Consider the following 25267-nt stretch of genomic DNA (forward strand, 5'->3'; position numbering starts at 1 on the left):
TGACGTGCATTATTCGAGCCCCAAAACCATGTTTGCTCTCAAATTCGCCCCCCTTGTTGCCCTGATGGCCTCGACGCTGCCCGCCGTGGCCGCGCCGCCCATGGCATCGCCGCTGCCCATGCCGCGCCCGGTTCAGGGTGGCGCCACGGCCTTTGAAGTCGCCGCGCCCGCGGGCAGCGCCGCCACCGGCGGCGGCAACGTCTTGATCGAGGTGATCGCGGAGCAGGCGATCGAGCAGGCGGAAACCCCTGCCGAAACCGCATCCGCCGCCCCCGTGCCCGCGCCGCTTGGCCCGGACAACAGCATCCCCGCCCCGCAAGGCATGAGTGTCGAGGTTTTGCCGGAACCCGCAAGCGCGCCCGCCGCGGCGCCCGTTGCCGAAGCAGTACCCACCGAAACACCGGGGGAGGCTGTGACGGCCGACACGATCGGCACCCGCTCGCCCGATGGCGAAAGCCTGCTGGCGGTGCTGACCTCGCCCCTGCCACGCGCGCGCGGTGAGGTGCCGGCGGAGTTCGTCGCCCGTGCCGCCGTGCTGCGGGCCGAGGCGGAGGCGAGCGCTGCGCAGGAAGCCGCCGCGCGCCCGCTCGACACCGACGATCCCGCGTTCCGCGCGTGGATCACCGACTTCCGCGACCGCGCCCTCGCAGCAGGCATCAGCCCCGCCACCTTCACCCGCGCCTTTGACGGTCTCGACCTGAACGCGCGGGTTCTGGACCGGGACCGCAACCAGGCGGAATTCTCGCGCACCCTTTGGGAATATCTCGATACCGCCGTGTCCTCGACGCGGATTCGCAACGGGCAGGAGATGCGCTCGGAATGGCGCACGACGCTGGTCCGCATTGAAGAACAGTATCAGGTCGAGGCCGAGGTCGTGCTCGCCGTCTGGGGGCTCGAAAGCGCCTATGGCGCAGCGCGCGGCAATATCCCGGTGGTGGAGGCGATGGCCTCTCTCGCCTATGACGGCCGCCGGCAGGAGTTCTTCGAGCAACAACTGATCGCCGCGCTGCAGATCATCGAGGCGGGCGACACCAGCGTCGGCAACATGACCGGCTCCTGGGCCGGTGCCATGGGCCATACGCAGTTCATGCCCACCAGCTATCTGGAGTTCGCGCAGGATTTCGACGGCGACGGTCGCCGCAATATCTGGGGCGACACCCCCATCGACGCGCTGGCCTCCACCGCGCATTACCTCGCCGAACATGGGTGGGTCTATGGCCAGCCCTGGGGCCTTGAAGTGCGCCTGCCCGATGGGTTCGACTATCGCCTCGCGGGCGAGCAGGAGAACATCGGCGTCGCGTTCTGGAACAACCTCGGTGTGCGGCTCGTCAATGGCGATCCGATTCCCGACCATGGCCGCGCCTCGATCCTGCTGCCCGGTGGCGCGGAGGGGGTGGCGCTGGTGACCTTCGGCAACTTCCGCGTGATCGAGCGCTATAACCCCGCCGACGCCTATGTCATCGCCATCGGCCACCTGAGCGACCGCATCGACGGCGGGCGCGGGTTCGAGGCCGGTTGGCCCCGCGGCGACCGCGCCCTGACCTTCGCCGAGAGGGAGGAGTTGCAGCGCCTCCTGCTCGCGGCGGGTCACTATAACGAGGAGATTGACGGGATCGTCGGTCCGATCACCATCGCGGCGGTCCGCAGCTATCAGGCCGCTGCGGGCGTGACCCCCGATGGCTATGCCTCGCCGCGTCTGCTGGAGCGTCTGCGCAGCAGTTGAGCGAAGCGTTGAAATTGTGATCCAACCGCGCCCGCGCCGGACTCGACTCCCGCGCGGGCGCGTTCTAGTTTGGAGAACAAATCAGGAACAAGTGCTGCCGCCCATGTCCACCCCACCCCGCCGCAACGTCGCCAACCAGCGTCGCATCCTCTCCCTGTGGTTCCCCCGCCTGGGCGTGGAGCGGGTCCTGCGCGGAGAGCCGGCCTTGGCCGAAATTCCCCTCGTCACGGTCAGCGAGACCGGCAATCTCCGGCAGTTGGATTCCACCAACCTCCCGGCAGAGGCGCTGGGCCTGTCGCGCGGCCAGGCCCTGAACGAGGCGATGATGCTCTGCCCCGATCTGGTGACGCGGCCTGCGGAGCCGGGGCGCGAGGCGGCGCTTCTGATGGCGCTCCGGCGCTGGGCCGGGAAGTTCAGCCCCTGGGTCGCGGAAGAAGGGCGCGAAAGCCTGATGGTCGATCTCACCGGCTGCGCGCATCTTTTCGGCGGCGAAGAGGCGCTGTTCGCGCAGGTTCACGAGGATTGCGGCGATCTCGGCCTCAGCGTCTGCGCGGGCATCGCCGATACCGCCGGCGCGGCCTGGGCGCTGGCCCGCTACGCCGGGGGGCGGGGGCTCGTCGGCAAGGGCGCGATGCAGACCCGCAACGGCGACGCGATCGATCAGGAGGCGCGCGCCACGCGGTCGCGCGCGGGCAAGCGCCATTGGGTGAAGGGCGGTCCCGCGCCCGCAACCCATATGGCCGGCGGTGCCGTGCAACGCATCGCGCCGCCCGGCACCGCGCGGCAGGTTCTGGCGCCGCTGCCGATTGCCGCCCTGCGCGTGGACGAGGCCACGGTCGCCGGTCTTGCCCGCCTCGGCCTGCGCCAGATCGGCGATGTTCTGGCGCTGCCCCGCGCCAGCCTGTCGCGTCGCTTCGGGCAGGCGCTGATCCTGCGGATGGATCAGGCTCTCGGCATCCAGCCCGAGCCGATTTCCCCCGCCGGGGCGCCGCTGCACTTTGCTGTCCGGCTCAGCCTGCCGGAACCCATCGGGCTGGATTCCGATATCGTCGCCGGGCTGGACCGCATCCTGCCGCCGCTCTGCGAAAAGCTCCGCGCCCAGGGCCGGGGCGCGCGGCGGGTGCGGCTGGAGTTGAGCCGGGTGGAGGGCGATACCCAGACGATCGAGATCGGGCTCGCCCAGCCGGCGGATCAACCCGACAAGCTGAAACCCCTGTTCGAGATGAAGCTGGACGAGGTGGACGCCGGTTTCGGCATCGACCGCCTGCGCGTCATCGCCCATGTGACCGAGCCGTTGCACGCGACCGAGCACAAAGGCGGATGGGCCGTCGCCCAGGAAAGCGCCGCGCCGCGTACGGACAGTCAGGACATGGCCGATTTCATCGCCCGTCTCGGCGCGCGGGTGGGGCTGGAGGCGATCCGCCGGGCCCGGCCCGCCGACAGCCACATCCCCGAGAAAACCTCCGTTCCCATCGCCGCCGCCTGGTCCGAGCCCGAGCCTCCGGGCACCTGGCCGCCCACCATGCGCCCGCGTCCGCTGACCCTGTTTCCGCCCGAACCTGTCAGCGCCCCCGCCACGCCCGAGGTGCCCTCGGACTTTCGCTGGCGCGGGCGCAGTTTCCGCACCCATGCCGCGCTCGGCCCCGAAAGGCTGGCGCCGGAATGGTGGCTGGATGACAGGGCATGGCGTACCGGGGTGCGCGACTACTGGCGTGTCACCACCGAAGACGGCGCGCGGCTGTGGCTCTATTATGCCCACGGCGGCGCGCAATCGGGGGGCTGGTTCGCCCAAGGCGATTTCCTCTGACCGCAGGCACGGCCCGCGCCGGCTGCCCGAGGCTCTCCATTGCCCCCCGCGCAACGCAGGCCTAACGTGGCGCCATGACGCCACCTTTCCGCATCCGCGCCCTCGGCGAAATCGCGATCCGCTGCGACGACCTCGCCCGGATGGCGGCTTTCTATGGCGAGATGTTGGGGTTGCAACGGCTCGAAGGAAACGCGGCACCCGGCATCATCTTCTTCCGCATCGCCGAAGGCTTCGGCGGCCATACGCAGGTTCTGGCGCTTTTCGACAAGACCATGGGCGCGGGGCCTGACGCCCCACGGCCCACCACGGGGGCCGGATCGGCGCTCCACCACATCGCGCTGACGGTTCCGTTCCACGAGCAGGAGGCGGTCATGGCGTGGTACGACGAGCACGACCAGCCCTACCGGATCGAGAATTTCGGATGGGTCGGCTGGCGCGGCATTTTCACGACGGACCCCGAAGGCAACACCGTCGAACTGGTCGCCTACGACGACAGTCTGAAGACCTAGCGTCTGCCGGATACGGCGCGGAGGTCAAACGCGCGCCGCGTGCCAGCGTCAGAAGACCCTATCGCGGACGCGAATACGAAAAAGCCGCGCCTGCAGCGGGCCGTGTAAGGGCTCCGGCAGGCACGGCTAACGTCTTAAAAAGGCGAGCGTCCCGAGGCTGTCCCTCTCTCAGACCGCGGCCTTGCGCATCTCGTCGATGTAGATTTCCCGCAGACGCGCGGTGACCGCGCCCGGCGTGCCTGTGCCCACGGCGGTGCCGTCGATCTCGACCACGGGCATGACGAAGGTGGTGGCCGAGGTGACGAAAGCCTCGTCCGCCTGCTTGGCTTCCTCCACCGTGAAGGGGCGTTCCTCCACCTTCATCTGGGCTTCTTTCGCCATCCGCAGGACGGCCGTGCGGGTGATGCCGCTGAGGATCTCATGGCCCAGGTGCCGGGTGATGATCGTGTTGCCCTTCACGATATAGGCGTTGTTCGATGTGCCTTCGGTCACCACGCCGTCTTCCACCATCCAGGCGTCATGGGCGCCGGCGACCTTGGCAGCCATCTTGCCCATCGAGGGGTAGAGCAGCTGCACCGTCTTGATGTCGCGCCGCCCCCAGCGCTGATCCTCGATCGAGATGATCTTCATCCCGGTCTTCGCCATCGGATTGTCCGCGAGGCCGCTCTTGGCCTGGGTGAAGAGGACGATCGTGGGCGTGGCGTCCTCGGGGTAGGCGAAGTCCCGGTCGGCCGCGCCGCGGGTGACTTGCAGGTAGATCAGCCCCTCGGTGATGTCATTGGCGCGGATCAGCTCACGGTGGATCTCGAGAAGCTCTTCCTCGGTCGTGGGGTTGGCCATCTCTAGCTCATCCAGCGAGCGTTGCAGGCGCTTGGCGTGGCCGTCGAAATCGATCAGCTTGCCGTCCAGAACGCTGGTGACCTCGTAGACGCCATCGGCAAACAGGAAGCCCCGGTCGAAGATCGAGACGGTAGCTTCATCTTCCGGCAGGTACTGGCCGTTGACATAGACGGTTCGGGTCATGGGGGTGGTCCTTTTCTTGGTCAAATCACGTCTAGAGCCGCGCGAGAATCCATTCAATGGCCCATTCCACGCGGGCAGGGGAATAGGAATGGCCGCCGTCGAACTCGCAGAAGACGAGCGCGTCGCCGCCCGCGTTTTCGCGCCCCTCGCAGCGCATGTCGTCGCGGGACGGGACGGGCGCGGGGGCGCCGTATCCGCCAGCGGAGCCATAGGTCTCCAACACGCGGTGGAGGTCACCCTGCCGCGCCCCGCCGATGGCGCGGCCTTCTTGAGGGACGGTGCTGTCGGCGTTCCCGTGAATGTGGACGAGCGTGGCAGGCGGGGTGGGGCAGGTGGCGGGGCTCGGTGCCCAGAAGGTGCCCGCGTAGGGAACGAAACCCGCGAAGGTCTCGGACATCTCGCAGGCCAGCGTCCAAGTCATCATGCCGCCGGCGCTGAAGCCGGTGGCGATCAGGCGGCCGCGGTCGAGCGCGATGCGGGTGGCGATATCTTCAATGACCGCCTCGACATAGACCGGCTCGGTGGTCTCTGACTGGGATGGATTGCGGGGATGATGGGCGAGGTTCCAATCCTCGGCGTCGGCGTTCAGGGCGACGAAGGCCATGCCGAGCCGGTCGGCCATGGCCCGCAGGCTCTGGTTGCCCATCGCGCCATTGGCCGAGCCGCGGTAGCCATGGGCATGGAAGAAGGCTCCCACGGGGGCATCGGCATCTGTCGGCACGTAGTAGCGATAGGTCCGGTCTCCGGCGACGGTGCAATCGCTATCCGGTCCGCAGGCCGCGGCTGGCAGGGTCAGGAGGCTGAGGGTGGCGGCGAGGATCAGGCGCATGGGACGGCTCCGGTTGCTGTGGCTCGCCGCAGACTGGGGCAGGGAGGCCCCCGGCGCACCGCAACTTCGCGTGAGGGCGCGGGGGGCGGGGACGGGAGCGAGGGGCCAGCCCCTCGCGCTCCCCGGAGTTGTACGGGCCAAGATGAAGGAGCGTCAGCCCCAGAGCGCGGCATCGGGCGGGTGGACGGTGGAGCCTTCGAAGCGGAGCGGTGGCGTGCGGTCTTCGGCCAGCAGGAGCGGGCCGTCGAGATCGACGATCTCGGCACCTTGGGCCACCAGCATCGCGGGGGCCATGGCCAGCGAGCTGCCGACCATGCAGCCGACCATGACGGTATAGCCCTCGGCCCTTGCGGCGTCGCGCAGGGCGAGCGCCTCGGTCAGACCGCCGGTCTTGTCGAGCTTGATGTTGACCATGTCGTACTTGCCCTTGAGGTCGGGCAGGGAGGCGCGGTCGTGGCAGGATTCGTCGGCGCAGACGGGCAGGGGGCGGGCGATCTCGGCCAGCATGTCGTCTTCGCCCGCAGGCAGGGGCTGTTCCACCATCTGCACGCCGAGGCGCAGGAGGTGGGGTGCGAGGTCGGCGTAGATATCGGCGGTCCAGCCCTCGTTGGCGTCAACGATGATCGCGGCGTTTGGGGCGCCGGCGCGGACGGCTTCGAGCCGTGCCATGTCATCGGCGGTGCCGAGCTTGATCTTCAGAAGCGGGCGGGTGGCGTTCTTCGCCGCCGAGGCGCGCATCTTCTCGGGCGTGTCGAGCGACAGGGTGAAGGCGGAGGTGATGGGGCCGGGGGCGTCCAGTTCCAGCAATTGCCAGGCACGCAGGCCTTGGGACTTCGCCGCGAGGTCGATCAGCGCGCAGTCGAGCGCGTTGCGCGCCGCACCGGCGGGCAGGGCGGAGACCTCACCGCCCGAGGCCTCCAGCTGTTCGGTGACGCTGTCGAGGGTCTCACCGTAGCGGGCATAGGGCACGCATTCGCCGCGGCCGGTGTGACCGTCCCGTTCCACGGTGACGGTCAGCACCTGCGCTTCGCTGCGCGAGCCGCGTGAGATGGTGAAGACCTCGGCAAGGCGGAAGCTGTCTCGGGTGATCTGCATCACATAGCTTCCAGCGCGTCGCAAAGGCGGCCGGCGCCCTGACGGAACGGATCGGCGGTAGGCAGGCCCATGCGCTTCTCGATATCGGCGAGGCATTGCAGCGCCTCGTCCTCGCCCAGCGCGGCGGTGTTGACGGAGATACCCACAACCTCGGCCTTGGGGTTGGCGATGCGGGCCAGCGGCAGGGCGGTGTCGCGCAGTTGCTCCAGGGTCGGCAGCGAATAGGAGGGCAGGCCACGCATATGGGTGCGGGTCGGCTCGTGCGAGAGGATCAGCGCGTCGGGCTGGCCGCCGTGGATCAGCGCCATGGTGACGCCGGAATAGGAGACGTGGAACAGGCTGCCCTGGCCCTCGATCATGTCCCAGTGATCCTCGTCGTTGTCCGGGGTCAGCCATTCAACCGCGCCGGCCATGAAGTCGGCGATCACGGCGTCGAGCGGGACGCCGTCGCCGGTCACGAGGATGCCGGTCTGGCCGGTGGCGCGGAAGGAGGATTTCAACCCGCGCGCCTTCATTTCCTTGTCCATCGCCAGCGCCGTGTACATCTTGCCCGCCGAGCAGTCGGTGCCCACCGCGAGGCAGCGCTTGCCAGAGCGTTTCACGCCATTGGCGATCGGGTAATCCACCGTGGGGATGCGCACGTCGTGCAGGGTGCGGCCGTATTCCTTGGCCACGGCCACGAGATCGGGCTCGTCGTTGAGCAGGTTGTGCAGGCCCGAGGCGATGTCGAAGCCCTCGGCCAACGCCTCGATCAGGACGCGCTTCCAGGAGCTGGAGATCACGCCGCCGCGGTTGGCCACGCCCACCACGAGGGTCTTTGCGCCCGACGCCTTGGCGCCGGCGAGGTCCATGTCGGCGACCTTCACATCGGCCTTGCAGCCGTCCATCCGGAACTGGCCGATGACGTTGTCGGGCCGCCAGTCGCGGATGCCCTGGGCGACCTTCGCGGCCAGTTGGTCGGGCGCGTCACCCAGAAACAGAAGATACGGCGTGTCGATCATCGGAGAGGCCCTTTTTGCAGAATCCGTGTGCTTGGCGGCAAATTAACCGCAATCTAGCGCACGTACTGCGAAAAATGACCCGTGGCTAAGACCAATCGCGGGAGATCATCGCGCCAGCAGCGCGAGCTGCCGGAAAATTTTGCGTGATGCTCAGGCTTTCGACAGCAGGCCGGCGGGGCGGTTGTCGTCCTGCACGAAATCCACCGGAGCGGTGGTCGCCGTCGCCGTGTTGCGCTTGAAATCGTAGCGCATCAGGTCGCCATCCTCGGCAGAGGCCACGATCAACGCCTGATAGAGGTGGCGCGGCCCTTCGTAGATGTCGATCAACCCGCGAAGCCGCGGCGCGTCCTCCCGATCCAGCGCGAAGCCCGCGTCCGTCATCTCGATGATCGCGAAGGCCTCGTCGCCCACGTGAACGGAACGGGTCGCCCGCTTGCGTTTGCCATGGCGTTGCGCGGCGGCAAGCTGTTCGCGGAGTTCTTTCGGTAGATATTCAGTCATCGGACCCTCTGACCCTTGAGTCGGCGCATATCGTCACCGTGACGGAGTTTCATGTCAGGTCAATGACGGATCTTGGCGTCACGGCCCGCGGCAAGGCGACTCTGGGGCCATAAGCTTAACATTTACTTAGCCAAACGGGCAAATCGGCCCCTCGGGATGTTCTACAAGAACGCAGTGTTTCCGGGATATGTGCGCCGATGCGGCCCCCTCCCTGCGCAGAGACGCGTGGTCGGAGGGGCAGCGCCGCCCTACCTGTCTGACAACTGGATTTAGGAGGAAGACATGGGTCTCTTGGTAGACGGCGAATGGCAGGACAAGTGGTATGACACCGGCAAGACCGGCGGTGCCTTCAAGCGCAGCGAATCGCAGTTTCGCAACTGGATCACCGCCGACGGCAGTGCCGGGCCGAGCGGTGAGGGGGGCTTCAAGGCCGAGAGCGGGCGCTATCACCTCTACGTCAGCCATGCCTGCCCCTGGGCCAACCGCACGCTGATCTTCCGCGAGCTGAAGGACCTCGCGCCACATATCGATATCTCGGTCGTGCACCCCGAGATGTTGGGCGAGGGCTGGACCTTCGATACGGATTTCGAGGGCGCCACGGGCGATACCCTCTACGGCCTGCCCTATGCCCGCGATCTCTATATTCGCGCGCAGCCCGACGTGACCACCCGCGTCACCGTGCCGATCCTCTGGGACAAGCAGCGTGAGACCATCGTCTCGAACGAATCCGCCGAGATCATCCGCATGTTCAACAGCGCCTTCAACGGGATCACCGGCAATACCGACGATTACTACCCCGAGCCGCTGCGGGACCGCATCGACGAGATCAACGCCCGCGTCTATTCCGAGGTCAACAACGGCGTCTACAAGGCCGGTTTCGCCACCTCGCAGGAGGCCTACGACAAGGCGGTTCACACGCTCTTCGACGCGCTCGACTGGCTGGAGGGTCTGCTCTCGAAGCGCCGCTACCTCGCGGGCGACCGCGTGACCGAGGCCGATTGGCGGCTCTTCACCACGCTGGTGCGCTTCGATCTGGTCTACCACCTGCACTTCAAGTGCAACCGCCACCGGATCGTGGATTACCCCAACCTCTGGGCCTACACGCGCGAGCTCTATCAATGGCCGGGCGTGGCCGGGCAGGTGAACTTCGACCACATCGTGCGCCACTACCACTACAGCCACGACACGATTAACCCGCATCGGATCATTCCGATCAACCCGGTGATCGACTGGCATGAACCCCATGGTCGAGACGCATTGCTTGCGGCGTGAATTTCCGCTTCAACGGAGCCTATGAGCGCCTCCGTTTCCGATACCGACCGCCGTGGTCCTCCTCGCAAGCGCGACCACGGCGGCGGGCTGGATGCCGCCGCCGCCCGTTTCGGCGGCACACCGCACGATTGGCTGGACCTTTCGACGGGGATCAACCCCGTGCCCTACCCGTTGGGCGACATCTCGGCGGAGGCGTGGCACCGCCTGCCCGGTGACGGCGCGATGGAGGATCTTCTCCACGCCGCCCGCACCTTCTGGAACGTGCCGGAGACGGCCGAGATCATCGCCGCCGCCGGGGCCTCTCCCCTCATCTCTCTGATGCCCGAACTCGCCGGCGGGCAACCCGCCCATATCCCCGCGCCGACCTATAACGAACACGCCGCCGCCTTCGCCGCGCGCGGGCAGGGGCAGCCCTTCGATGATCCCGCGCATCCGGTCCATGTCTACGTCCACCCCAACAATCCCGATGGTCGGCTCTGGCCCGACGCCGCGGGCCGTGCGCTCACCGTGATTGACGAGAGCTTCTGCGACGTCACCCCCGAGGCCAGCCAGATCGCCCGCACGGCGAAGCCCGGCACCGTGGTGTTGAAGAGTTTCGGAAAATTCTGGGGGCTCGCCGGTCTCCGCCTCGGCTTTGCCATCGCCCACCCCGATACGCTCCGCAACACCGCCACCGGCGTGCCTCTGTCCGAACTGATGGGGCCGTGGACCGTCTCCGGCCCGGCGCTGGAGGTCGGCGCCCGCGCCCTCCGCGATACCGCCTGGGCCGAGGCGACCCGCACCCGGCTGGCCGCAGACGCAGCCCGGCTCGACGCGCTGATCCAGCGGACCGGGGCGACATCTGTCGGCGGCACCACGCTCTTTCGCACCTACGCGATGCCGGACCGCGCCGCCCAATGGCAGGAGCAGCTTGCGCGCCATCATATCTGGTCCCGCATCTTCCCCTATTCGGACACTTGGCTGCGTCTCGGCCTGCCGGGATCCGAGCGCGACTGGGCCCGGCTGGAGGCCGCCCTGTGAACGACACCGCCCCCCTGCTTCTCGCGGCCCTCCTCCTCGACGCCGCACTGGGGGAGCCGCGCTGGCTCTGGTCCCGCATCCCCCATCCGGCGGTGCTGATGGGCCGCCTCATCGACGCCTGCGACAAGCGCTTCAACCGAGGTGACGCGCAGGAGCGACGGCGCAACGGCATCCTCACAATGACGGGCCTCGGCCTTGGCGCAATCGCCCTGGGTGCCCTCATCGCGGCCCTTCCCCTGGGCTGGCTCTGGCAGATCCTCATCGCCGCCGCGCTGCTGGCGCAACGCTCCCTCGTCGATCATGTGGAGGCCGTCGCCATCGGCCTGCGCCGCTCGCTGGATCACGGCAAACGCGCCGTCGCGATGATCGTCGGGCGCGATACCGGCCCCCTCGACGAGGCCGCCGTCGCCCGCGCCGCGATCGAGAGCGCGGCCGAGAATGTCTCGGACGGCGTCATCGCCCCGGCCTTCTGGTTCCTCCTCGGCGGGTTGCCCGGGCTACTCTTATACAAGATCGCAAACACCGCCGATTCCATGATCGGCCACCGCACGCCCCGGCACGAGGCTTTCGGCTGGGCCGCCGCCCGCTTCGACGATCTGCTGAACTACATCCCCGCACGCCTCACCGCGCTTTTCATTGCCGTCTGGCACGGCGCCGCCCCCCTGCGCTGCGCTTGGGAAGACGGCGAAAAGCACCGCTCCGTCAACGCAGGCTGGCCCGAAGCCGCCATGGCCGCCGCCCTCAACCTCTCCCTCTCCGGCCCCCGCGCTTACGACGGAGAAATGACTTCCGACCCCGCCCTCAACCCCAAAGCCCCCCGCAACGCCACCGCCGGAGACATAACCGCCGCCGTCCGCGTCCTCTGGCAAGTCTGGATTGTGGGGGTGGCTGGAGTGGCTGTTTTGGCGATGGCTTAGGGCGGCGAGTCGCAGTTCTTATGCAAGAATTCGCTCTAAGAGGGTCGAACTGCTTCCCGTCTACGATACGCGGAATTTGTAGGTCGCGCTGGGCATCGAATCTTCGCGATTGGCTTCAAAAGGATAGATCTCGAGTTGAACTGAGAGACTGCGAGGTCTTGCAAGGTAGAAGGGATGGTTGGGATACACCGGTTGCACAGTCGCTCGAAACAAACATCCTCCCAAACCCGCCCAAGTAGCTGCCTAATCCATACGACCGCTAAATCGGCCCAACGGGCTATCACATTACTTGCTAAATCTGAAGGGAGAATGGTGCCTCAAGAGGGACTCGAACCCCCGACCTTGTCCTTACGAAGGACCTGCTCTACCAGCTGAGCTATTGAGGCGTAGCGGGCCCTGCAATGGGCCTACCAATTCTTATCATTTGCCGCGAACGCTTCGGTTTTGCAAGCCATTCCCGGGCGGACCCGCTACTTACGAATGACGTGCTCTACCAGCTGAGCTACAGCGGCGTACCGGGCGCGCTCTTAGCAAGGCGCGCGGCTGTTGAATAGTCCTAATTTCGCGAGAGGGCGGGTTCGGTTTCGGGTTCGGGTTCCGGGGCGGGCTCTGCCACTTCTGCGTCGTCGGTCTCCGAATAGGCGGTCGATGGCGTGGCCTCTGGTGCGAAGCCATTGGGGGCGGGTGATTCTTCCTGGATCACGTCGGCCTCGTCCTCTTCGGTGCTGCGATCCTCCAAAGCGCCGACGATCAACGGCAGCATTTGGGTCGGACCCGCGAGGGAGGCTTGGGACTGCTGGGCCTCTGCCCATTCCAGCGTATCGAAGCTTTCGCAGTTGGCGCAGACCGGCGTCCAATCCTCGTGCACATGGCCGCAGTTGCTGCACATCCACTGGTTGCCGCGCGGAGCGGTCACGGCGCGGGCAAGCCAGCCGCGCACGACCCGGTCGGGAGAGCCCTCACCGCGTTCCACGGCAGCCATGATGGTGAGCGAGCGCGCGGTGGGCGAAGTCTCGGCCAGATCGCCGAGCGCCTTGCGGGCGGCGGGGAAATCCTCGTTCGCGATCTGCAGCTCTGCTTCCAGCATCTGCACTTCGGGGTGACCCGGATGCTTGCCGAGGAGCGGGCGGAAGCGACGCAGGCGCAGAGCAGGGGTCTCGTCCGGCTCGATCAGCGCGAAGGCAGCGGCGAGGTCCGGATGCGGCGCCTGATCCCATGCCTTGCGGATCGTTTTCGCAGCCTGACGCTTGTTGCCGGCCTCCACCGCGATCCGGGCGGACATGACGGCGGCGGGCACGAGACCGGGAGCGAGGCGATTGGCTTCTGCCACGTCGCGGGTAGCCGTCTGGACCTGTCCTTCTGCCATGGCATCACGGGCATGGGCAAGCGCCAGGACGGCGTCGCGGCGGCGGTGCAGATCGCGCGGCACATTGCCGGCCTTCAGCGCAGCGGCCAGCGTCGTGCGCGCGCCTTGCCAGTCTTCATTGCGGGACTGCAGCGACAGCAGAGTCGTTTGCACGTCGGCGTTCTTCGGGCGCAGCACCAGGGCCTTCTCGGCGAGCTTCAGGGCGGTGTCGGTGTCCCCCTCTTCCAGTTTCTGCTTCATCAGGCCGCGCACCCCGACAAAGCGCGTGCGGTCGTCCGTGACCATGTCCTTGAAGGTCTCGGTCGCGAGGGCACGGTCGCCTACCAGTTCAGCACCCTGCGCCTTGACGATGTTGGTCAGTTCCGGCCGCCGCAGGTACTTGCCCGCACGTTCCGCCTTGCGGATTGCCAAGCGGCCTTCACCAGCGGCCAGGGCCATCATGCCTTCGCCAAGCGCCTCGTATCCCTTGCGCTCGGACCGACGGTCGAAATAGCGGCTCACGGCGGTCTCATCGCCGTTCAGGAAGCGCAGGGTGGCGACAAGAAGGCCGACGATCTTGAAGAGGATCCAGACGGCGAGCAGCAGGATCAGCGCGCCCACGACCGCAAGGAAGGGCGTGATCACGTACTCGCGTCCGAGAACGATGAGCACTCCAAGGTTATCCAGCGCCGTCAGATAGGTGATCCCGAAGACCACTCCGACAACGACGAGAATGAAGACCATGATTTTGAGCAGCGACCAGAGCATTCGGCGCGATCCTTCGTTTGGCCCCGCAGGGGGCGGAGCCTATTAGTTGTTCAGCGTGGCGGACAGGTCCGCCAGCGCGTCGTCAGCAGCGACACGGGCCTCGGCCTGCGCGATCCATTCGTCGAACGCGGCCTGTGCGCCCTCGGGCAGGGTGGCGATTTCGGACAATGCGCCGTCGATGTCGCCGGCACCCACAGCGGCTTCGGCGCGGCTGAGGACGGCATCTGGGTCGTCGCCATCGCGGGGCTCGACAGAGCGGCCGCCGATTTGTCCCATGAAGAAGGCGCCGACACGGTCGGTGGCGCTGTCGCCCGCGGTTTCGCGCAGGGCGATGGGCAGGGCGGCGCGTGCAGAGGCCGGGAACGACGCCTGCAGTTCATCGATCGTCGGCACACCGGTTTCCGCGGCCGCCTGCAGCGCCTCGGGCGCTTCGACAGGCAGATCGGACAGAGCGTCGGCGAAGGGGCCACCGGCTGCCATCGCGATCTGTACGCGGCTCAGCGCGGCCTGCGCCTGGGTCGCCTCGGCCGTTGCGGCGGCGCGGGCTTCTGCCTCTGCAATCGCGGCCTGTGCGGCTTCCGCGGCGGCTTGCAGTTCTGCGGCGGCGGCGGCTTGCGAGGCTTCTGCAGCCGCGACCGCTTCGGCGGCGGCGGCTCGTTCCTCCGCCACGCGGGCTTCGAGTGTTTCGACAACTTCGCTGAGGGCAGCCGTATCAGCCGCCACATCGCCGGTGATGACGGGGCGTTCTTCCAGCGCAACGACGCGCGCGGTCAAGTCGTCGACCGTTTCACTCAGCGCCGAGAGGTTGCTGGCCACTTCGGCCGTGGCACCCTCGACACCGGAGAGATCCACCTCGGGGAGGGCCGGCGGCTCGGCCGAGGCAAGGGCGTCGACCTCGCTTTGCAAGGCGCTGATCGTGCCCTGCTGCGCTTCGATGGCGGACAACGCCTCGGCGAGTTCCGCGTCAGCGGCAGTCGTGTCGTTCAGGGTGACGAGGCCCAGGTAAGCCGCGCCAAAGCCCATCGCGGCGGCAACGACACCGCCAAGAAGCAATGCGCCAATGCCGGGACCCCGCTTTTGCACCACGGGCGTCGGCGCGGGTACAGGCGTCGGGGGAGTGGGCGACGAGTCGGCAGACCCGCTGCTTTTCGATGTCGTGGTGGTGGTCGTGCTGGCTCCGGAAGCGGCGGGGCCTGCTCCGGACGTCTCCTTCGAGGACTTCGCGCTGGACCCGCTGGACGATGTGCCCTGCGACGAGGCGGTTTTTGCAGATGAGCCCTTGGCGCTCGCAGGCTTACGCTTGGTATCGACCTTTTCGGTCTTCTGCGGGTCGTCAGATTTCGGCTCTGCCGCTGTCGTATCACCGGGCTTCACGGTGACGCTGTCGTCGGCAGAGGGCGTTGCGGCAATTGTGTCATCGCCGAGACTGTCGTTCCCGACGACAACCGTATCGCCACCCATTTCGCCGGCGCCGCTCATGGTGGTTTCCGCGTCATTCTCCGGCGTGATGGTCGCGTCCTGAGATTTCTGGCGCCCCGAACGGGTCGACGATTTTTTCGCCATGGATAGCGGCCCCCTGATAAATTTGTTTCTTGTTTGCCTACTTAGCGCGGTGAAAGAGCCGAGTCAGCCCGGACCAAGCTGCCATGACGCCGCGGATGCTACTAGGGGGAAACCAATTCGACGCCCAACAGTTCCAAAGCGATGCGCATGTCTTTCCCGGTCGGCATGGATGCCACCCGGGTCTGGCGCCTCATTTCGGGGGGCAGGGCGTCTGCCACCGCATCGCTCAGCGCGACGAGCCGGGTGTCGGCCCGAAGCGAGGGCGCGGCCTCGGCAAAGATCGACGCGCTGCGCGGCGAGAACAGTGGCACGATGAGATGCGGCCGTGTCAGGGCTTCCGAGAAAACTTCGGAGGGTGGCAGTCGGCGCTGATCGTAGGCTGCGACCTCTGCGACGCTCAGACCTGCGTTTGCCAAGCGGGCAGCAACATCGCCGCGCGTCTGCGTCCCGTGGACATGCAGAAGCCTGTCGTGCGGCGGGCGTGCGGTCAGATTTTCCACCAGTTCATCGGCAGTGAGGCCTGCAACCTCTGCCTGCAGTCCCGCGGCGCGCGCAGCGGTCGCTGTCCGGGGGCCAACACAATAGGCGGGCAGCGTGGAGGGGGGCAGAAACCCCACGGCGGCTTCGGACGTCAGGATCAGGCCGTCGACGCCGTTCAGCTCCACGCGAGCGCCGGTTCCCACGATCTCCATCAGCGGGGCAATGACGATCTCCACGCCCGTCAAACCACGGGCAAACCGCTCGGATGCGGGGCGCGGGCGGGTGAGGAGGAGCGTGGGCGTCTGGTGGACTTGCATGACCCGCAGTGTTACCTCGCAGGTCACGGCCGCACAATCGGGCCAGCAAGTCGGGCGGGCGCCATGTCTCTGACAATCCTCGGTATCGAAAGCAGTTGCGATGACACCGCCGCCGCGATCCTGCGCGGGACGGGAGATGACGTGGCGATCCTTTCCAACGTGGTATCGTCGCAGACAGACTTGCACGCGGCCTTCGGCGGTGTCGTCCCGGAACTCGCCGCGCGCGCCCATGCGGAGACGCTCGATCTGGTGGTCGAGGAAGCCATCGCCGCAGCGAATTGCACGCTGCACGATGTGGACGCCATCGCGGTGACGGCCGGACCCGGTCTGATCGGCGGCGTGCTCTCGGGCGTCATGGCGGCCAAGGGGCTGGCCATGGGTCTCGGCAAGCCGCTGATCGGCGTGAACCACCTTGCGGGCCACGCGCTGACGCCCCGGCTGACCGATGGTTTGGCCTTTCCCTATCTTCTGTTGCTGGTCTCTGGCGGCCATTGCCAGTTTCTGCGCGTGGAAGGACCCGAGACCTTCACCCGCCTCGGCGGCACCATCGACGACGCGCCGGGCGAGGCCTTCGACAAGGTCGCGCGGCTTCTTGGCTTGCCGCAACCGGGCGGTCCCTCCGTCGAGGCGGCTGCCAAGATGGGGGATGCTTCGCGCTTCAAGCTGCCCCGTCCGTTGCTGGATCGCGAGGGTTGCGACCTGAGCTTCTCGGGCTTGAAGACGGCAGTGCTCCGCCTGCGCGACACTCTTGTGGCCGAGAACGGCGGCCTGACCGAGCAGGACCGTGCCGACATTTGCGCCAGCTTTCAGGCCACCGTCGCGCATGTCCTGGCCGAAAAATCACGCCGGGCCCTGGCGCTTGGCGACATGACCGCTTTCGCGGTGGCGGGAGGCGTCGCGGCCAACCAGACCCTGCGCGCCGCGTTGGAGGCGGTCACCGAGCTGCCCTTCGCCGCACCGCCGCTGGCGCTTTGCACCGACAATGCCGCAATGATCGCCTATGCGGGCCTCTTGGCGTTCGAGCGCGGGCGCGTTGATGGCATGGACCTCGTCGCGCGGCCGCGCTGGCCGCTCGATCAAACGGCGGCGCCGATGATCGGATCTGGCAAGAAGGGGGCGAAGGCATGAAACTGGACGTGATCGGCGCAGGCGCTTTCGGGACCGGGCTGGCGATTGCCTATGCCAAGGCGGGGCTCGAGGTCACGCTTTGGGCGCGGGATGCGAGCCATCTGCGGAAAGGCGAGAGCACGCGGCTTCCCGGCCATGCATTTCCCCCAACCCTCCGAGTGACAGATCAACTGGATGATTGCGACGCCGAGGTTGCGCTCATCGCGATCCCGACCCAGAGCATCGGCAGTTTCGCTGCCTCGGCAAAGCTCAACGCCCGCGTCGCGGTGTCCTGCGCCAAGGGGATCGACCGCACGTCGGGGCAGGGGCCGACGGCACTGCTGTCCAACGCCGCGCCTGTCGTCGCGCAGCTTACCGGTCCCAGTTTCGCCGCCGATATTGCGCGGGGTTTGCCCACGGCGCTTACCATCGCCTGCGCAGATGCAGCGGAGGGCGAACGGCTGCAGGCCGATCTCAGCACCCCGGCGCTGCGGCTCTACAGGACCGAGGATGTCATCGGTGCGGAATTGGGCGGCGCACTGAAAAATGTCATCGCGATCGCGGCCGGCGCGGTGATCGGCAAGGATCTCGGCGAAAGCGCGCGCGCGGCCCTTATCGCGCGCGGCTTCGCTGAAATGACGCGCTACGCCACCGCGAAAGGCGCCTTGCCCGAGACACTGACAGGCCTGTCCGGGTTGGGCGACCTCGTGCTCACCTGCGGATCGACCCAATCGCGAAACTTCCGGTTCGGTCACGCGTTGGCGACGGGCGAGAGCCTGCCGGAAGGCACAACCGTCGAAGGCCTGCACACCGCCCGGCAACTGGCCGCCTCACCCGAGGATACGCCGATCGCCGATACCGTCGCAGCGCTTGCCGATGGCACGCTCGACATCGACGGCGCACTCGATCACCTTCTGTCCCGCCCCCTCAAACCGGAGTAGCCCATGCTTTGCGCCATCATCGCCACCGACAAACCCGATCACCTGCAAGTCAGGCTCGACAATCGCGACGCTCACCTGTCCTACGCGAAGGACAGCGGCAAGCTGGTCATGGCGGGCCCCTTCATCGACGATAACGGCGGCATGTCTGGCACTCTCCTCGTGATCGAGGTCGACACGATGCAAGACGCCTACGACTTCGCCGAGAACGACCCCTACGCCAAGGCGGGCCTGTTCGAGAAGGTGCGCATTGAGCAATGGAAGAAGGTAATCGGCTGATGGCTTATTGGTTGTTCAAGTCCGAGCCGGGTGTCTGGGGCTGGTCCGATCAGGTCGCGAAGGGCGATGCTGGTGAGGAGTGGGACGGCGTCCGAAACTACCAGGCTCGCAACTTCATGCGCGATATGGCGGTCGGCGACCTGGGGTTCTTCTACCACTCGCAATCCGAGAAAGCCGTCGTGGGCATCGTCGAGGTGATCGCGGAAGCGCATCCTGACAGCACGACCGACGACGAGCGGTGGGAATGCGTGGACATCAAGGCGGTGGAGGCCTTGCCCGCGCCGGTCACGCTGGATCAGATCAAGGCGCGGGGAGAACTGGCCGATATGGTGCTGGTGAAGAACTCGCGGCTTTCGGTGCAGCCCGTGACCGAGGCCGAGTGGACGACAATTCGCGCGATGGGTGGCCTGTAAGCTGCCATGCAAATGGGGGGTCCCGACCCCTCAGGACCCCCCATCCACCCACGCACGGCCTCGCTCCGCGCGTGTATTCGAATTAGGGTCCGCCGTGCTGGCCAGACTTTGCGGTGATACGCCGGAAACTTCGGCGGAGGCAAAGGAATTGCTCGAAGGATTTGAGCTAAACTCTACCGCTTCCCGCGCGCCTGATCTCAAATCACCGACAAGCTTCCAATAAAAAGGCCCGCCCAGTTCTGGGCAGGCCATCGTCACAAACGTCTGGCGGTAATTAGCCGTACACGCTCTCTTTGCCGAAATGCTTGGTCAGCATGTAATAGACAACGGCGCGGTACTTGTTGCGCTCGGACTTGCCGTAGGTCTCGATGACAGAGTTGATGCCTTCCATCAGGTTCTGGCCATCGGACAGGCCAAGCTTTTTCATCAGGAAGTTCTTCTTGATCGTCTCCAGCTCCGACGGCTGGCTGCCCGCGACCGTGGAGGCGTCGTCGTTGTAGATCGCCGGACCGCAGCCCTTGGTCACTTTCTCCAGCAGCGCCATGTCGGGTTCGATCCCGCACTTGTTGCGCAGGTCATCGGCGTATTGCGCGATCAAATCGTCACGTTTTCCCATAGGTGGAAGTCCCCCGTTGTTAATCTTTTTACGATACCCAGTCCGTCCGACCGAGCTCGCCGCGAAGGTTAACCTCAGGCTGTCCACTAGCGAAAGGAAAAGTTGTAGAGAAAGCACCCGCAGCAATTTGCGCTATGCGAAGAACCGCGCCCAATCCTGATTCCATCGTGTTTCCGGAGGCCTGAAATGCCACGACCCGGACATGTCGCCATGTCCGGGTCCGAAATCCATCACGTCGCGGGCTATGCCCTTGGTGCGACGCGTGCATAAGAGTCTATCAGCTGATGACGAAGTCGCTCGGCAGAGCGTCCAGGTCGGCTTCGCTGACCTCTGGCATCGCTTCGATGTCGGCTTCCGTGTAGCCTTCGAGGATGAGGCGGCTATCGCCCTCGGCCACGATCAATGCGTCCAGCGGTACTGCAACGGTGGACTCACCGATGCCGAGGAAACCACCAACGCCGATGATTGCTTCATAGCCGCCCTCGGCTTCAACAACGTAGTCTACTTCGCCTACGTCCGTGTCGGTCGCCGTGTGGACGTCCATGCCGACAACCTCGGCAACAGTCATCCCGCGAAGGGCCACAGCGTCGCCGTCGAGCTCAGTGTCAACGCCGGCGCCGGCATCCACGTCTGCGGCGAATTCGTCGGTGCCCAGTTCCGTGTCACCCTGCACGCCGGCTTCGGCGTTCACCTCGGCGTTGCTGCCAGCATCGATGCCAGCGCCCGAGACGGAAAGGTCAGAACCTGCGCCCGTCGTGGTCGTCACGTCGGCGGATTGTGCGAGGCTCGGAGTTGCCATTGCAAGAACGGCGGCGGTGCTGAGAAGTGTCGTCTTGAAAGTCATAACGTTTTCTCCCGTGTGGTTGCTGCCGGGCTCATCCCGGCATCTGGGAGGACAACGGACACCTCAGCACTCCGTTCCAAACTTTTCGAAAAAAAATCGTTTATAAACAAATATTTAATACCATATAAGAGACTCAACGCGACCCCCGGGGGGCGCCGTTCCATCACGAAAAAGCCGCCAGCGAAGTCTCGCGGGCGGCTTTCCGATTTCCGGCATTTTCCTGCGAAAAACCTAGTAACGATAGTGCTCGGGCTTGAAAGGTCCGTCCTGCGGCACGCCGATGTAATCGGCCTGCTCCTTGTTCAGTTCCGTCAGCTTTACGCCGATCTTCGCGAGGTGCAGACGCGCGACTTTCTCGTCGAGCTTCTTGGGCAGGATGTAGACCTGGTTCTCGTATTCATCGCCCCGCAGCCACAACTCCATCTGCGCCAGCACCTGGTTGGTGAAGGAGGCCGACATCACGAAGGAGGGGTGCCCGGTGGCATTGCCGAGGTTCAGCAGGCGCCCCTCGGACAACAGGATCAACCGGCTGCCCGAAGGCATCTCGATCATGTCCACCTGTTCCTTGATGTTGGTCCACTTGTGGTTCTTCAGCGCGGCAACCTGGATCTCGTTATCGAAGTGGCCGATGTTGCCGACGATGGCCATGTCCTTCATCTCGCGCATGTGCTCGATGCGGATCACGTCCTTGTTGCCCGTAGTGGTGATGAAGATGTCCGCGTCTGCCACGACATCCTCCAGCAGCACCACTTCGAAGCCGTCCATCGCCGCCTGCAACGCGCAAATCGGATCGGCTTCCGTCACCTTCACCCGCGCGCCCGCACCGGCGAGCGAGGCGGCCGAACCCTTGCCCACGTCGCCGTAGCCCAACACCACGGCTACCTTGCCCGCCAACATCGTGTCGGTGGCGCGCCGGATGCCGTCGACGAGGCTTTCCTTACAGCCATACTTGTTGTCGAACTTCGACTTGGTGACCGAGTCGTTCACATTGATTGCGGGGAAGGGCAGCTGGCCATTCTTCTGCAGGTCATAGAGCCGGTGCACGCCCGTCGTCGTCTCTTCCGAGACACCGACGATCTGGTCTCGCATCTTCGTGAACCAGCCGGGTGAGGCCTCAAGCCGCTTCTTGATCTGAGCCTTGATCGCCACTTCCTCTTCTGACGAGGGCACCGCAATGATATCCTCACCAGCCTCGGCCCGCGCGCCAAGGAGAATGTAGAGCGTCGCATCACCGCCATCGTCGAGGATCAGGTTCGGCCCCTCTTCGAACTGGAACGACCGGTCCAGATAATCCCAATGCTCTTCCAGGCTCTGCCCCTTGATAGCGAAAACCGGCACGCCCGACGCCGCAATCGCCGCCGCCGCGTGGTCTTGGGTCGAGAAGATGTTGCAAGACGCCCAACGCACATCCGCCCCAAGCGCCACCAACGTCTCGATCAGCACCGCCGTCTGGATCGTCATGTGCAGCGAGCCGACGATCCGCGCGCCCTTCAGCGGCTTCTCCGAACCGTACTCCTCGCGCAGCGCCATCAGCCCCGGCATCTCCGTCTCGGCAATGTCCAGCTCCTTGCGGCCGAATTCGGCCAGCGCGATATCCTTGACGATATAGTCGTCCATGTCATTGCCTCCTCGGGCATGAAAATAAGCGTCGATTTGGCGGTCCCATACCAGCCCGCTCCTATCGCGGCAATGCGACCTAGGTGGACCAGCCCCCGGCTCCTTCATCTTGGTCAATACAACTCCGGGGGTTTGGGGGCTGGCCCCCAATGCGACAGTTGATAAAAGCGACCAAGACGATTTCCCGGAGCCTCCCATGCCGAAAACTCAACCGCGTGCCTGGCAACGCATGCTCTCGGGTCGCAGGTTGGACCTGCTCGATCCGACGCCGATGGATATCGAGATCGAGGATATCGCCCATGGCCTCGCTTTCGTAGCACGCTGGAACGGCCAGACCCGGGGCGATTTCGCCTATTCCGTGGCGGAACATTCCATCCTCGTGACGGACATCCATGCCCGCCTGAACCCGAAAGGTCCGGCCAAGTGGCAACTCGCGGCCCTGCTCCACGACGCGCCGGAATACGTCATTGGCGACATGATCTCCCCGGTGAAAGCCGCGGTCGGCCCCGGCTACAGCGGTCTGGACGACAGGCTCACCGCCGCGATCCACCTGCGCTTCGGTCTGCCGGCGACGTTGCCCAAGACCGTGAAGGCCGCCATCAAGCGCGCCGACAAGGTCTCCGCCTGGCTGGAGGCGACGCAGCTCGCGGGCTTTGCAGAGGCCGAGGCCGATCGGTTTTTCGGACGGCCCGACCCGGCGCTTGTCGAGGGGTTGGATCTGCATCTCCGACCCCCGGCGGAGGTCCGTGCCGATTTCACGGCCCGTCACGCGGATCTTCTTTCGCGCCTCACGTAATGCGGCGAGATGCCCGGAAATAGGAATGCACCATGATCATTCGCCCCGCCCACGACCTTGATGCCGGAGAGATCGCGGCGCTTCTGCGCGAGATCATCGCCATCGGCGGCACCACGGCGATCACCGGGGAGATCAATCGCTCTGATATCCTCGCATGGATGGCGCGTCCGGGCGGAGCCTGGCATGTGGCCGAAACCGAAGAAGGTGAGATACTCGGTTTCCAATATCTCGCCCCGAACAGCGCCCTGCCGCCCGAAGCCGTGAATATCGCGACGTTTGCCAAGCCGGGGAAGCAGGGGCTTGGGATCGGCTCGAAACTGTTTCAGGCCACCCGCGAAACCGCGCGCGCGCTTGGGTACCTATGGATCAATGCCGATATCCGCGCCGATAACGAAAGCGGCCTGGCCTATTATCAATCCCGAGGGTTCGAGGATTATGGCCGGATCGATGGCTACGAGATGGCCGACGGCACGATCGTGGACAAGATCCTCAAGCGGTACGATCTCAAGGACGCATGAATCGACGCCGCGATCTGAAAGCGGGAGAGATGCTTTCAGACCGCGGCGCGGACTGGCCCATGGGGGAGGCCAGTCAAACTTACATGATGCCAGTCTGGCGCAACCAGCGCCGCTGATCCTGACTGTCGCGCTCCTTCTGCGCCCGGGTGCGGTGGTCGTGGTCCACCCAGTGGTCAGGCGCGCTCCATGTCCCATCGGACCGGGTGGCGACCTTGAAGCTCTTTGCGAGAATGTCGAACATGGTGCGTTCCTTTCTGAGGTTGTGCATCCTTGATACCCCCTTGCGTCCGAGCTGCCGACTCCGCAATACTGGCAACATGTTAGCTCTGGTGACATATGGATTGGCGTGACATTCCCTCTCTCTCGGCCCTGCGGGCCTTCGAGGCCGCGGCGCGGCTTGGGTCTCTCTCCGAGGCCGCCCGCGCGTTGAACGTGACGCACGCCGCGATTGCCGCCCATGTGCGGGCGTTGGAGACCGAATTTGGCCAGCCTCTCCTGCGGCGGTCGGGCCGGGGCATGGTGGCGACCCAGATGGGGGCTGAACTCGCCCGAGACCTCGGCACCGGCTTCGCCGAGATCGCCGCGGGTGTACGGTCCATGCGGCGGGGGCGGGAGGATCGGCCGGTCACCCTCTCCACCACGCCAAGTTTTGCCGAGAACTGGCTGATGCCCTGCCTCGCCGCGTTCTGGTCGGCGCATCCCGACGTGCCGCTCAGCGTCCAGACCTCGCAAAACGTGATCGACCTGCGCCGCGAAGGGGTCGATCTCGTGATCCGCCATGGCAAGGGGCCGTGGCCGGGGCTTGAGGGCATCGTCCTGACCCATGCCAAGATGGTGGTGGTCGCCCAACCCGGCCGGTTCGGGCCCAGTCCCGCCAACCGCTCCAGCCCGGAAGCCTGGGACCGCGTTCTGGCGCTGCCCTGGTTGATCGACCAGTCCCACACGGAGTTCAACAAACGCCTGCACAAGCTCGGGATCGACCGCAATACCCTTCAATCCACCGATCTGCCGTCCAATGCCTTGCTTCTGCCCGCCTGCCGCGCGGGGGCAGGGGTCTCGGCACAGCCCCATGCGCTGGTCGAGACGGACATCGCCGATGGGCGGCTTGAGGTGCTGGCCGAGGAAGAGACCACGGAATACGCCTATCATCTTCTCCATCTGCCCGGCCCACTCAGCCGACGGGCCCAAACCTTCGTCACCTGGCTGCGGCGCGACTCGCGCTGCATCGCCGGGGCGAGCTGAAACAGGAGCGCGCATTGTCCCGCTACAATGGTTTTACCCGCGTCGCGGCGAGCTTCGATCCGATGGAGATCCGCATGGCCCTCGCGGCGCTGGAAGGGGCAGAGTTCCTCACCATCGCGCCGGGGTTGGAGACGACCTCGACCCTGCCGATGAACTCCCTCGCGTTCGGGCCGTTGGAGATCTACGTGATCGACCGCCAGTACGACGACGCCATCGCGCTGTTGGAGGCGATCTCCAGCGGCACCGTGATCCCCCACGATCAGCGGGACTTGGTCGACGATCCCGAGGATGACTTCCAGCCGCCCCGCAAAAGCTGGATCGGCAACCTGTTTGGCTTTGTTCTGGCCGGTGTTTCCGCGCCCTTGAAGGGCCTGTCGGTCGAGAAGCGCTCGCGCCGGGAGCGCGATTAACCAAGCGGGACGCAGGTCTGCCCGAAGGCTGTGCGCCCGTCAGCGGACTGCGCGGCGTCGCTGATGCTCCATCCCGCGAAGGCACCGTTGCGGAACACCAGCATTGGCCCATTGCGCCATCGATAGGCGCGGTTCGCGGAATTGTCGCAGGGCAACTCCACAGGCGATCCCCCCTGCAGGCGGGTCATCGTTTGCAGGACGCCTGCCTGAGCGCGCCCGAAGTCGATCCGCTGGCCTGTGCCCACGGCCTCGATCCCGCCGCTGTCGAAACGAATTGGCACGACGGGGCCGTCAATTACAGGAGCCGGAGCTGGACC

General features: G+C 65.9%; 27 protein-coding genes and 1 tRNA gene. 14 read left to right on the top strand and 14 right to left on the bottom strand.

All coding sequences use genetic code 11. The features are described from left to right. The first annotated feature begins 28 nt into the window (after positions 1 to 28). The 3 genes from KYE46_RS02435 to KYE46_RS02445 all read left to right on the top strand — a co-directional run bounded on the left by KYE46_RS02435 (position 29) and on the right by KYE46_RS02445 (position 4039). Positions 29 to 1723, top strand: coding sequence for a lytic murein transglycosylase (locus tag KYE46_RS02435; protein WP_247716893.1), 1695 nt, complete (start codon positions 29 to 31; stop codon positions 1721 to 1723). A gap of 103 nt (positions 1724 to 1826) precedes the next feature. Further along, positions 1827 to 3530 carry a DUF6504 family protein gene (locus KYE46_RS02440; RefSeq protein WP_219003223.1) on the top strand — a complete coding sequence of 568 codons (1704 nt, stop codon included), beginning with the start codon at positions 1827 to 1829 and terminating at the stop codon, positions 3528 to 3530. A gap of 74 nt (positions 3531 to 3604) precedes the next feature. Beyond that, positions 3605 to 4039, top strand: coding sequence for a VOC family protein (locus KYE46_RS02445; protein WP_219003225.1), 435 nt, complete (start codon positions 3605 to 3607; stop codon positions 4037 to 4039). Between the two features lie 168 nt (positions 4040 to 4207). Here the strand turns inward: KYE46_RS02445 and KYE46_RS02450 are convergent, their stop codons facing one another. The 5 genes from KYE46_RS02450 to KYE46_RS02470 all read right to left on the bottom strand — a co-directional run bounded on the left by KYE46_RS02450 (position 4208) and on the right by KYE46_RS02470 (position 8488). Then, on the bottom strand, positions 4208 to 5062 hold the full coding sequence (locus KYE46_RS02450) for a D-amino-acid transaminase (protein ID WP_219003226.1): 855 nt from the start codon (positions 5060 to 5062) through the stop codon (positions 4208 to 4210). Positions 5063 to 5093: 31 nt separating this feature from the next. Beyond that, a complete protein-coding gene (locus KYE46_RS02455; protein ID WP_219003227.1) occupies positions 5094 to 5891 on the bottom strand; it encodes a CE1 family esterase in 798 nt (265 codons plus the stop codon). Between the two features lie 153 nt (positions 5892 to 6044). Continuing rightward, positions 6045 to 6986, bottom strand: a complete 942-nt coding sequence (gene dgcA / locus KYE46_RS02460) for an N-acetyl-D-Glu racemase DgcA (RefSeq protein ID WP_428845072.1) — start codon at positions 6984 to 6986, stop codon at positions 6045 to 6047. Further along, positions 6986 to 7987 (bottom strand): N-acetyltransferase DgcN, encoded by a 1002-nt coding sequence (dgcN, locus tag KYE46_RS02465; protein WP_219003229.1) that lies wholly within the window; start codon positions 7985 to 7987, stop codon positions 6986 to 6988. Before dgcN ends, dgcA begins: the two co-directional genes overlap by 1 nt. Before the next feature lie 150 nt (positions 7988 to 8137). After that, on the bottom strand, positions 8138 to 8488 hold the full coding sequence (locus KYE46_RS02470; protein ID WP_219003230.1) for a hypothetical protein: 351 nt from the start codon (positions 8486 to 8488) through the stop codon (positions 8138 to 8140). Positions 8489 to 8770: 282 nt separating this feature from the next. Between KYE46_RS02470 and KYE46_RS02475 the strand changes: the two genes are divergently transcribed. From KYE46_RS02475 to cbiB, 3 genes are read left to right on the top strand one after another with little or no spacing between them, the layout of a single operon-like run. Beyond that, positions 8771 to 9760, top strand: coding sequence for a glutathione S-transferase family protein (locus KYE46_RS02475; protein WP_219003231.1), 990 nt, complete (start codon positions 8771 to 8773; stop codon positions 9758 to 9760). Positions 9761 to 9781: 21 nt separating this feature from the next. Continuing rightward, positions 9782 to 10780 carry a threonine-phosphate decarboxylase gene (locus tag KYE46_RS02480; RefSeq protein WP_219003232.1) on the top strand — a complete coding sequence of 333 codons (999 nt, stop codon included), beginning with the start codon at positions 9782 to 9784 and terminating at the stop codon, positions 10778 to 10780. Next, positions 10777 to 11697, top strand: a complete 921-nt coding sequence (gene cbiB, locus KYE46_RS02485) for an adenosylcobinamide-phosphate synthase CbiB (protein ID WP_219005151.1) — start codon at positions 10777 to 10779, stop codon at positions 11695 to 11697. Before KYE46_RS02480 ends, cbiB begins: the two co-directional genes overlap by 4 nt. Positions 11698 to 12007: 310 nt before the next feature. On the opposite strand, the gene KYE46_RS02490 is transcribed toward cbiB, so the two are convergent. The 4 genes from KYE46_RS02490 to KYE46_RS02505 form a co-directional block, all read right to left on the bottom strand. Beyond that, positions 12008 to 12083: transfer RNA gene (locus KYE46_RS02490), tRNA-Thr, on the bottom strand. Between the two features lie 170 nt (positions 12084 to 12253). Next, a complete protein-coding gene (locus KYE46_RS02495) occupies positions 12254 to 13810 on the bottom strand; it encodes a heme biosynthesis protein HemY (protein WP_219003233.1) in 1557 nt (518 codons plus the stop codon). Between the two features lie 42 nt (positions 13811 to 13852). After that, on the bottom strand, positions 13853 to 15373 hold the full coding sequence (locus KYE46_RS02500; RefSeq protein WP_219003234.1) for a COG4223 family protein: 1521 nt from the start codon (positions 15371 to 15373) through the stop codon (positions 13853 to 13855). A 101-nt stretch (positions 15374 to 15474) separates the two neighbouring features. Next, a complete protein-coding gene (locus KYE46_RS02505; RefSeq protein WP_219003236.1) occupies positions 15475 to 16197 on the bottom strand; it encodes a uroporphyrinogen-III synthase in 723 nt (240 codons plus the stop codon). 36 nt (positions 16198 to 16233) lie between these two features. Between KYE46_RS02505 and tsaD the strand changes: the two genes are divergently transcribed. The 4 genes from tsaD to KYE46_RS02525 are packed head-to-tail and all read left to right on the top strand — an operon-like array spanning position 16234 to position 18907. Continuing rightward, complete coding sequence (tsaD, locus tag KYE46_RS02510; protein ID WP_219003238.1) at positions 16234 to 17298, top strand: tRNA (adenosine(37)-N6)-threonylcarbamoyltransferase complex transferase subunit TsaD; 1065 nt, start codon at positions 16234 to 16236, stop codon at positions 17296 to 17298. After that, complete coding sequence (locus KYE46_RS02515) at positions 17295 to 18218, top strand: NAD(P)H-dependent glycerol-3-phosphate dehydrogenase (RefSeq protein ID WP_219003240.1); 924 nt, start codon at positions 17295 to 17297, stop codon at positions 18216 to 18218. The genes tsaD and KYE46_RS02515 overlap by 4 nt, the downstream gene beginning before the upstream one ends. A 3-nt stretch (positions 18219 to 18221) precedes the next feature. After that, positions 18222 to 18494, top strand: coding sequence for a YciI family protein (locus tag KYE46_RS02520; RefSeq protein ID WP_219003241.1), 273 nt, complete (start codon positions 18222 to 18224; stop codon positions 18492 to 18494). Next, entirely contained in the window at positions 18494 to 18907 is a 414-nt protein-coding gene (locus tag KYE46_RS02525; RefSeq protein WP_219003242.1) for an EVE domain-containing protein, read from the top strand. Before KYE46_RS02520 ends, KYE46_RS02525 begins: the two co-directional genes overlap by 1 nt. Before the next feature lie 274 nt (positions 18908 to 19181). Here KYE46_RS02525 and KYE46_RS02530 read toward each other — a convergent pair whose 3' ends face one another. The 3 genes from KYE46_RS02530 to ahcY all read right to left on the bottom strand — a co-directional run bounded on the left by KYE46_RS02530 (position 19182) and on the right by ahcY (position 21984). Then, positions 19182 to 19523, bottom strand: a complete 342-nt coding sequence (locus KYE46_RS02530; protein ID WP_219003243.1) for a DUF2853 family protein — start codon at positions 19521 to 19523, stop codon at positions 19182 to 19184. A 277-nt stretch (positions 19524 to 19800) separates the two neighbouring features. Further along, positions 19801 to 20367 carry a PRC-barrel domain-containing protein gene (locus KYE46_RS02535; RefSeq protein WP_219003244.1) on the bottom strand — a complete coding sequence of 189 codons (567 nt, stop codon included), beginning with the start codon at positions 20365 to 20367 and terminating at the stop codon, positions 19801 to 19803. A 231-nt stretch (positions 20368 to 20598) separates the two neighbouring features. Next, positions 20599 to 21984: an adenosylhomocysteinase gene (gene ahcY / locus KYE46_RS02540; protein ID WP_219003245.1), complete on the bottom strand. Its 1386-nt coding sequence runs from the start codon at positions 21982 to 21984 to the stop codon at positions 20599 to 20601. A gap of 196 nt (positions 21985 to 22180) precedes the next feature. Here ahcY and KYE46_RS02545 point away from each other — a divergent pair, with 196 nt between their 5' ends. Next, a complete protein-coding gene (locus KYE46_RS02545) occupies positions 22181 to 22780 on the top strand; it encodes an HD domain-containing protein (protein WP_219003246.1) in 600 nt (199 codons plus the stop codon). Between the two features lie 32 nt (positions 22781 to 22812). Further along, positions 22813 to 23298 carry a GNAT family N-acetyltransferase gene (locus tag KYE46_RS02550; protein ID WP_219003247.1) on the top strand — a complete coding sequence of 162 codons (486 nt, stop codon included), beginning with the start codon at positions 22813 to 22815 and terminating at the stop codon, positions 23296 to 23298. A gap of 79 nt (positions 23299 to 23377) precedes the next feature. Here the strand turns inward: KYE46_RS02550 and KYE46_RS02555 are convergent, their stop codons facing one another. Continuing rightward, positions 23378 to 23566 (bottom strand): hypothetical protein, encoded by a 189-nt coding sequence (locus tag KYE46_RS02555; protein WP_219003248.1) that lies wholly within the window; start codon positions 23564 to 23566, stop codon positions 23378 to 23380. Between the two features lie 68 nt (positions 23567 to 23634). Between KYE46_RS02555 and KYE46_RS02560 the strand changes: the two genes are divergently transcribed. Then, a complete protein-coding gene (locus KYE46_RS02560) occupies positions 23635 to 24540 on the top strand; it encodes a LysR family transcriptional regulator (protein ID WP_219003249.1) in 906 nt (301 codons plus the stop codon). Between the two features lie 14 nt (positions 24541 to 24554). Next, a complete protein-coding gene (locus KYE46_RS02565; protein WP_219003251.1) occupies positions 24555 to 24950 on the top strand; it encodes a hypothetical protein in 396 nt (131 codons plus the stop codon). On the opposite strand, the gene KYE46_RS02570 is transcribed toward KYE46_RS02565, so the two are convergent. Next, on the bottom strand, positions 24947 to 25231 hold the full coding sequence (locus KYE46_RS02570) for a hypothetical protein (RefSeq protein ID WP_219003252.1): 285 nt from the start codon (positions 25229 to 25231) through the stop codon (positions 24947 to 24949). The genes KYE46_RS02565 and KYE46_RS02570 overlap by 4 nt on opposite strands. Positions 25232 to 25267: the final 36 nt, after the last annotated feature.

It is taken from the genome of Gymnodinialimonas ceratoperidinii, from assembly GCF_019297855.1.
Classification (GTDB): domain Bacteria; phylum Pseudomonadota; class Alphaproteobacteria; order Rhodobacterales; family Rhodobacteraceae; genus Gymnodinialimonas; species Gymnodinialimonas ceratoperidinii.

Excerpts from the sequence above, each read along its gene's own strand:
- KYE46_RS02435 (WP_247716893.1), top strand. The coding sequence starts at position 29 with ATGTTTGCTCTCAAATTCGCCCCCCTTGTTGCCCTGATGGCCTCGACG.
- KYE46_RS02440 (WP_219003223.1), top strand. The coding sequence starts at position 1,827 with ATGTCCACCCCACCCCGCCGCAACGTCGCCAACCAGCGTCGCATCCTC.
- KYE46_RS02445 (WP_219003225.1), top strand. The coding sequence starts at position 3,605 with ATGACGCCACCTTTCCGCATCCGCGCCCTCGGCGAAATCGCGATCCGC.
- KYE46_RS02450 (WP_219003226.1), bottom strand. The coding sequence starts at position 5,062 with ATGACCCGAACCGTCTATGTCAACGGCCAGTACCTGCCGGAAGATGAA.
- KYE46_RS02455 (WP_219003227.1), bottom strand. The coding sequence starts at position 5,891 with ATGCGCCTGATCCTCGCCGCCACCCTCAGCCTCCTGACCCTGCCAGCC.
- dgcA (WP_428845072.1), bottom strand. The coding sequence starts at position 6,986 with ATGCAGATCACCCGAGACAGCTTCCGCCTTGCCGAGGTCTTCACCATC.
- dgcN (WP_219003229.1), bottom strand. The coding sequence starts at position 7,987 with ATGATCGACACGCCGTATCTTCTGTTTCTGGGTGACGCGCCCGACCAA.
- KYE46_RS02470 (WP_219003230.1), bottom strand. The coding sequence starts at position 8,488 with ATGACTGAATATCTACCGAAAGAACTCCGCGAACAGCTTGCCGCCGCG.
- KYE46_RS02475 (WP_219003231.1), top strand. The coding sequence starts at position 8,771 with ATGGGTCTCTTGGTAGACGGCGAATGGCAGGACAAGTGGTATGACACC.
- KYE46_RS02480 (WP_219003232.1), top strand. The coding sequence starts at position 9,782 with ATGAGCGCCTCCGTTTCCGATACCGACCGCCGTGGTCCTCCTCGCAAG.
- KYE46_RS02495 (WP_219003233.1), bottom strand. The coding sequence starts at position 13,810 with ATGCTCTGGTCGCTGCTCAAAATCATGGTCTTCATTCTCGTCGTTGTC.
- KYE46_RS02500 (WP_219003234.1), bottom strand. The coding sequence starts at position 15,373 with ATGGCGAAAAAATCGTCGACCCGTTCGGGGCGCCAGAAATCTCAGGAC.
- tsaD (WP_219003238.1), top strand. The coding sequence starts at position 16,234 with ATGTCTCTGACAATCCTCGGTATCGAAAGCAGTTGCGATGACACCGCC.
- KYE46_RS02515 (WP_219003240.1), top strand. The coding sequence starts at position 17,295 with ATGAAACTGGACGTGATCGGCGCAGGCGCTTTCGGGACCGGGCTGGCG.
- KYE46_RS02520 (WP_219003241.1), top strand. The coding sequence starts at position 18,222 with ATGCTTTGCGCCATCATCGCCACCGACAAACCCGATCACCTGCAAGTC.
- KYE46_RS02525 (WP_219003242.1), top strand. The coding sequence starts at position 18,494 with ATGGCTTATTGGTTGTTCAAGTCCGAGCCGGGTGTCTGGGGCTGGTCC.
- KYE46_RS02530 (WP_219003243.1), bottom strand. The coding sequence starts at position 19,523 with ATGGGAAAACGTGACGATTTGATCGCGCAATACGCCGATGACCTGCGC.
- KYE46_RS02535 (WP_219003244.1), bottom strand. The coding sequence starts at position 20,367 with ATGACTTTCAAGACGACACTTCTCAGCACCGCCGCCGTTCTTGCAATG.
- ahcY (WP_219003245.1), bottom strand. The coding sequence starts at position 21,984 with ATGGACGACTATATCGTCAAGGATATCGCGCTGGCCGAATTCGGCCGC.
- KYE46_RS02545 (WP_219003246.1), top strand. The coding sequence starts at position 22,181 with ATGCCGAAAACTCAACCGCGTGCCTGGCAACGCATGCTCTCGGGTCGC.
- KYE46_RS02550 (WP_219003247.1), top strand. The coding sequence starts at position 22,813 with ATGATCATTCGCCCCGCCCACGACCTTGATGCCGGAGAGATCGCGGCG.
- KYE46_RS02555 (WP_219003248.1), bottom strand. The coding sequence starts at position 23,566 with ATGCACAACCTCAGAAAGGAACGCACCATGTTCGACATTCTCGCAAAG.
- KYE46_RS02560 (WP_219003249.1), top strand. The coding sequence starts at position 23,635 with ATGGATTGGCGTGACATTCCCTCTCTCTCGGCCCTGCGGGCCTTCGAG.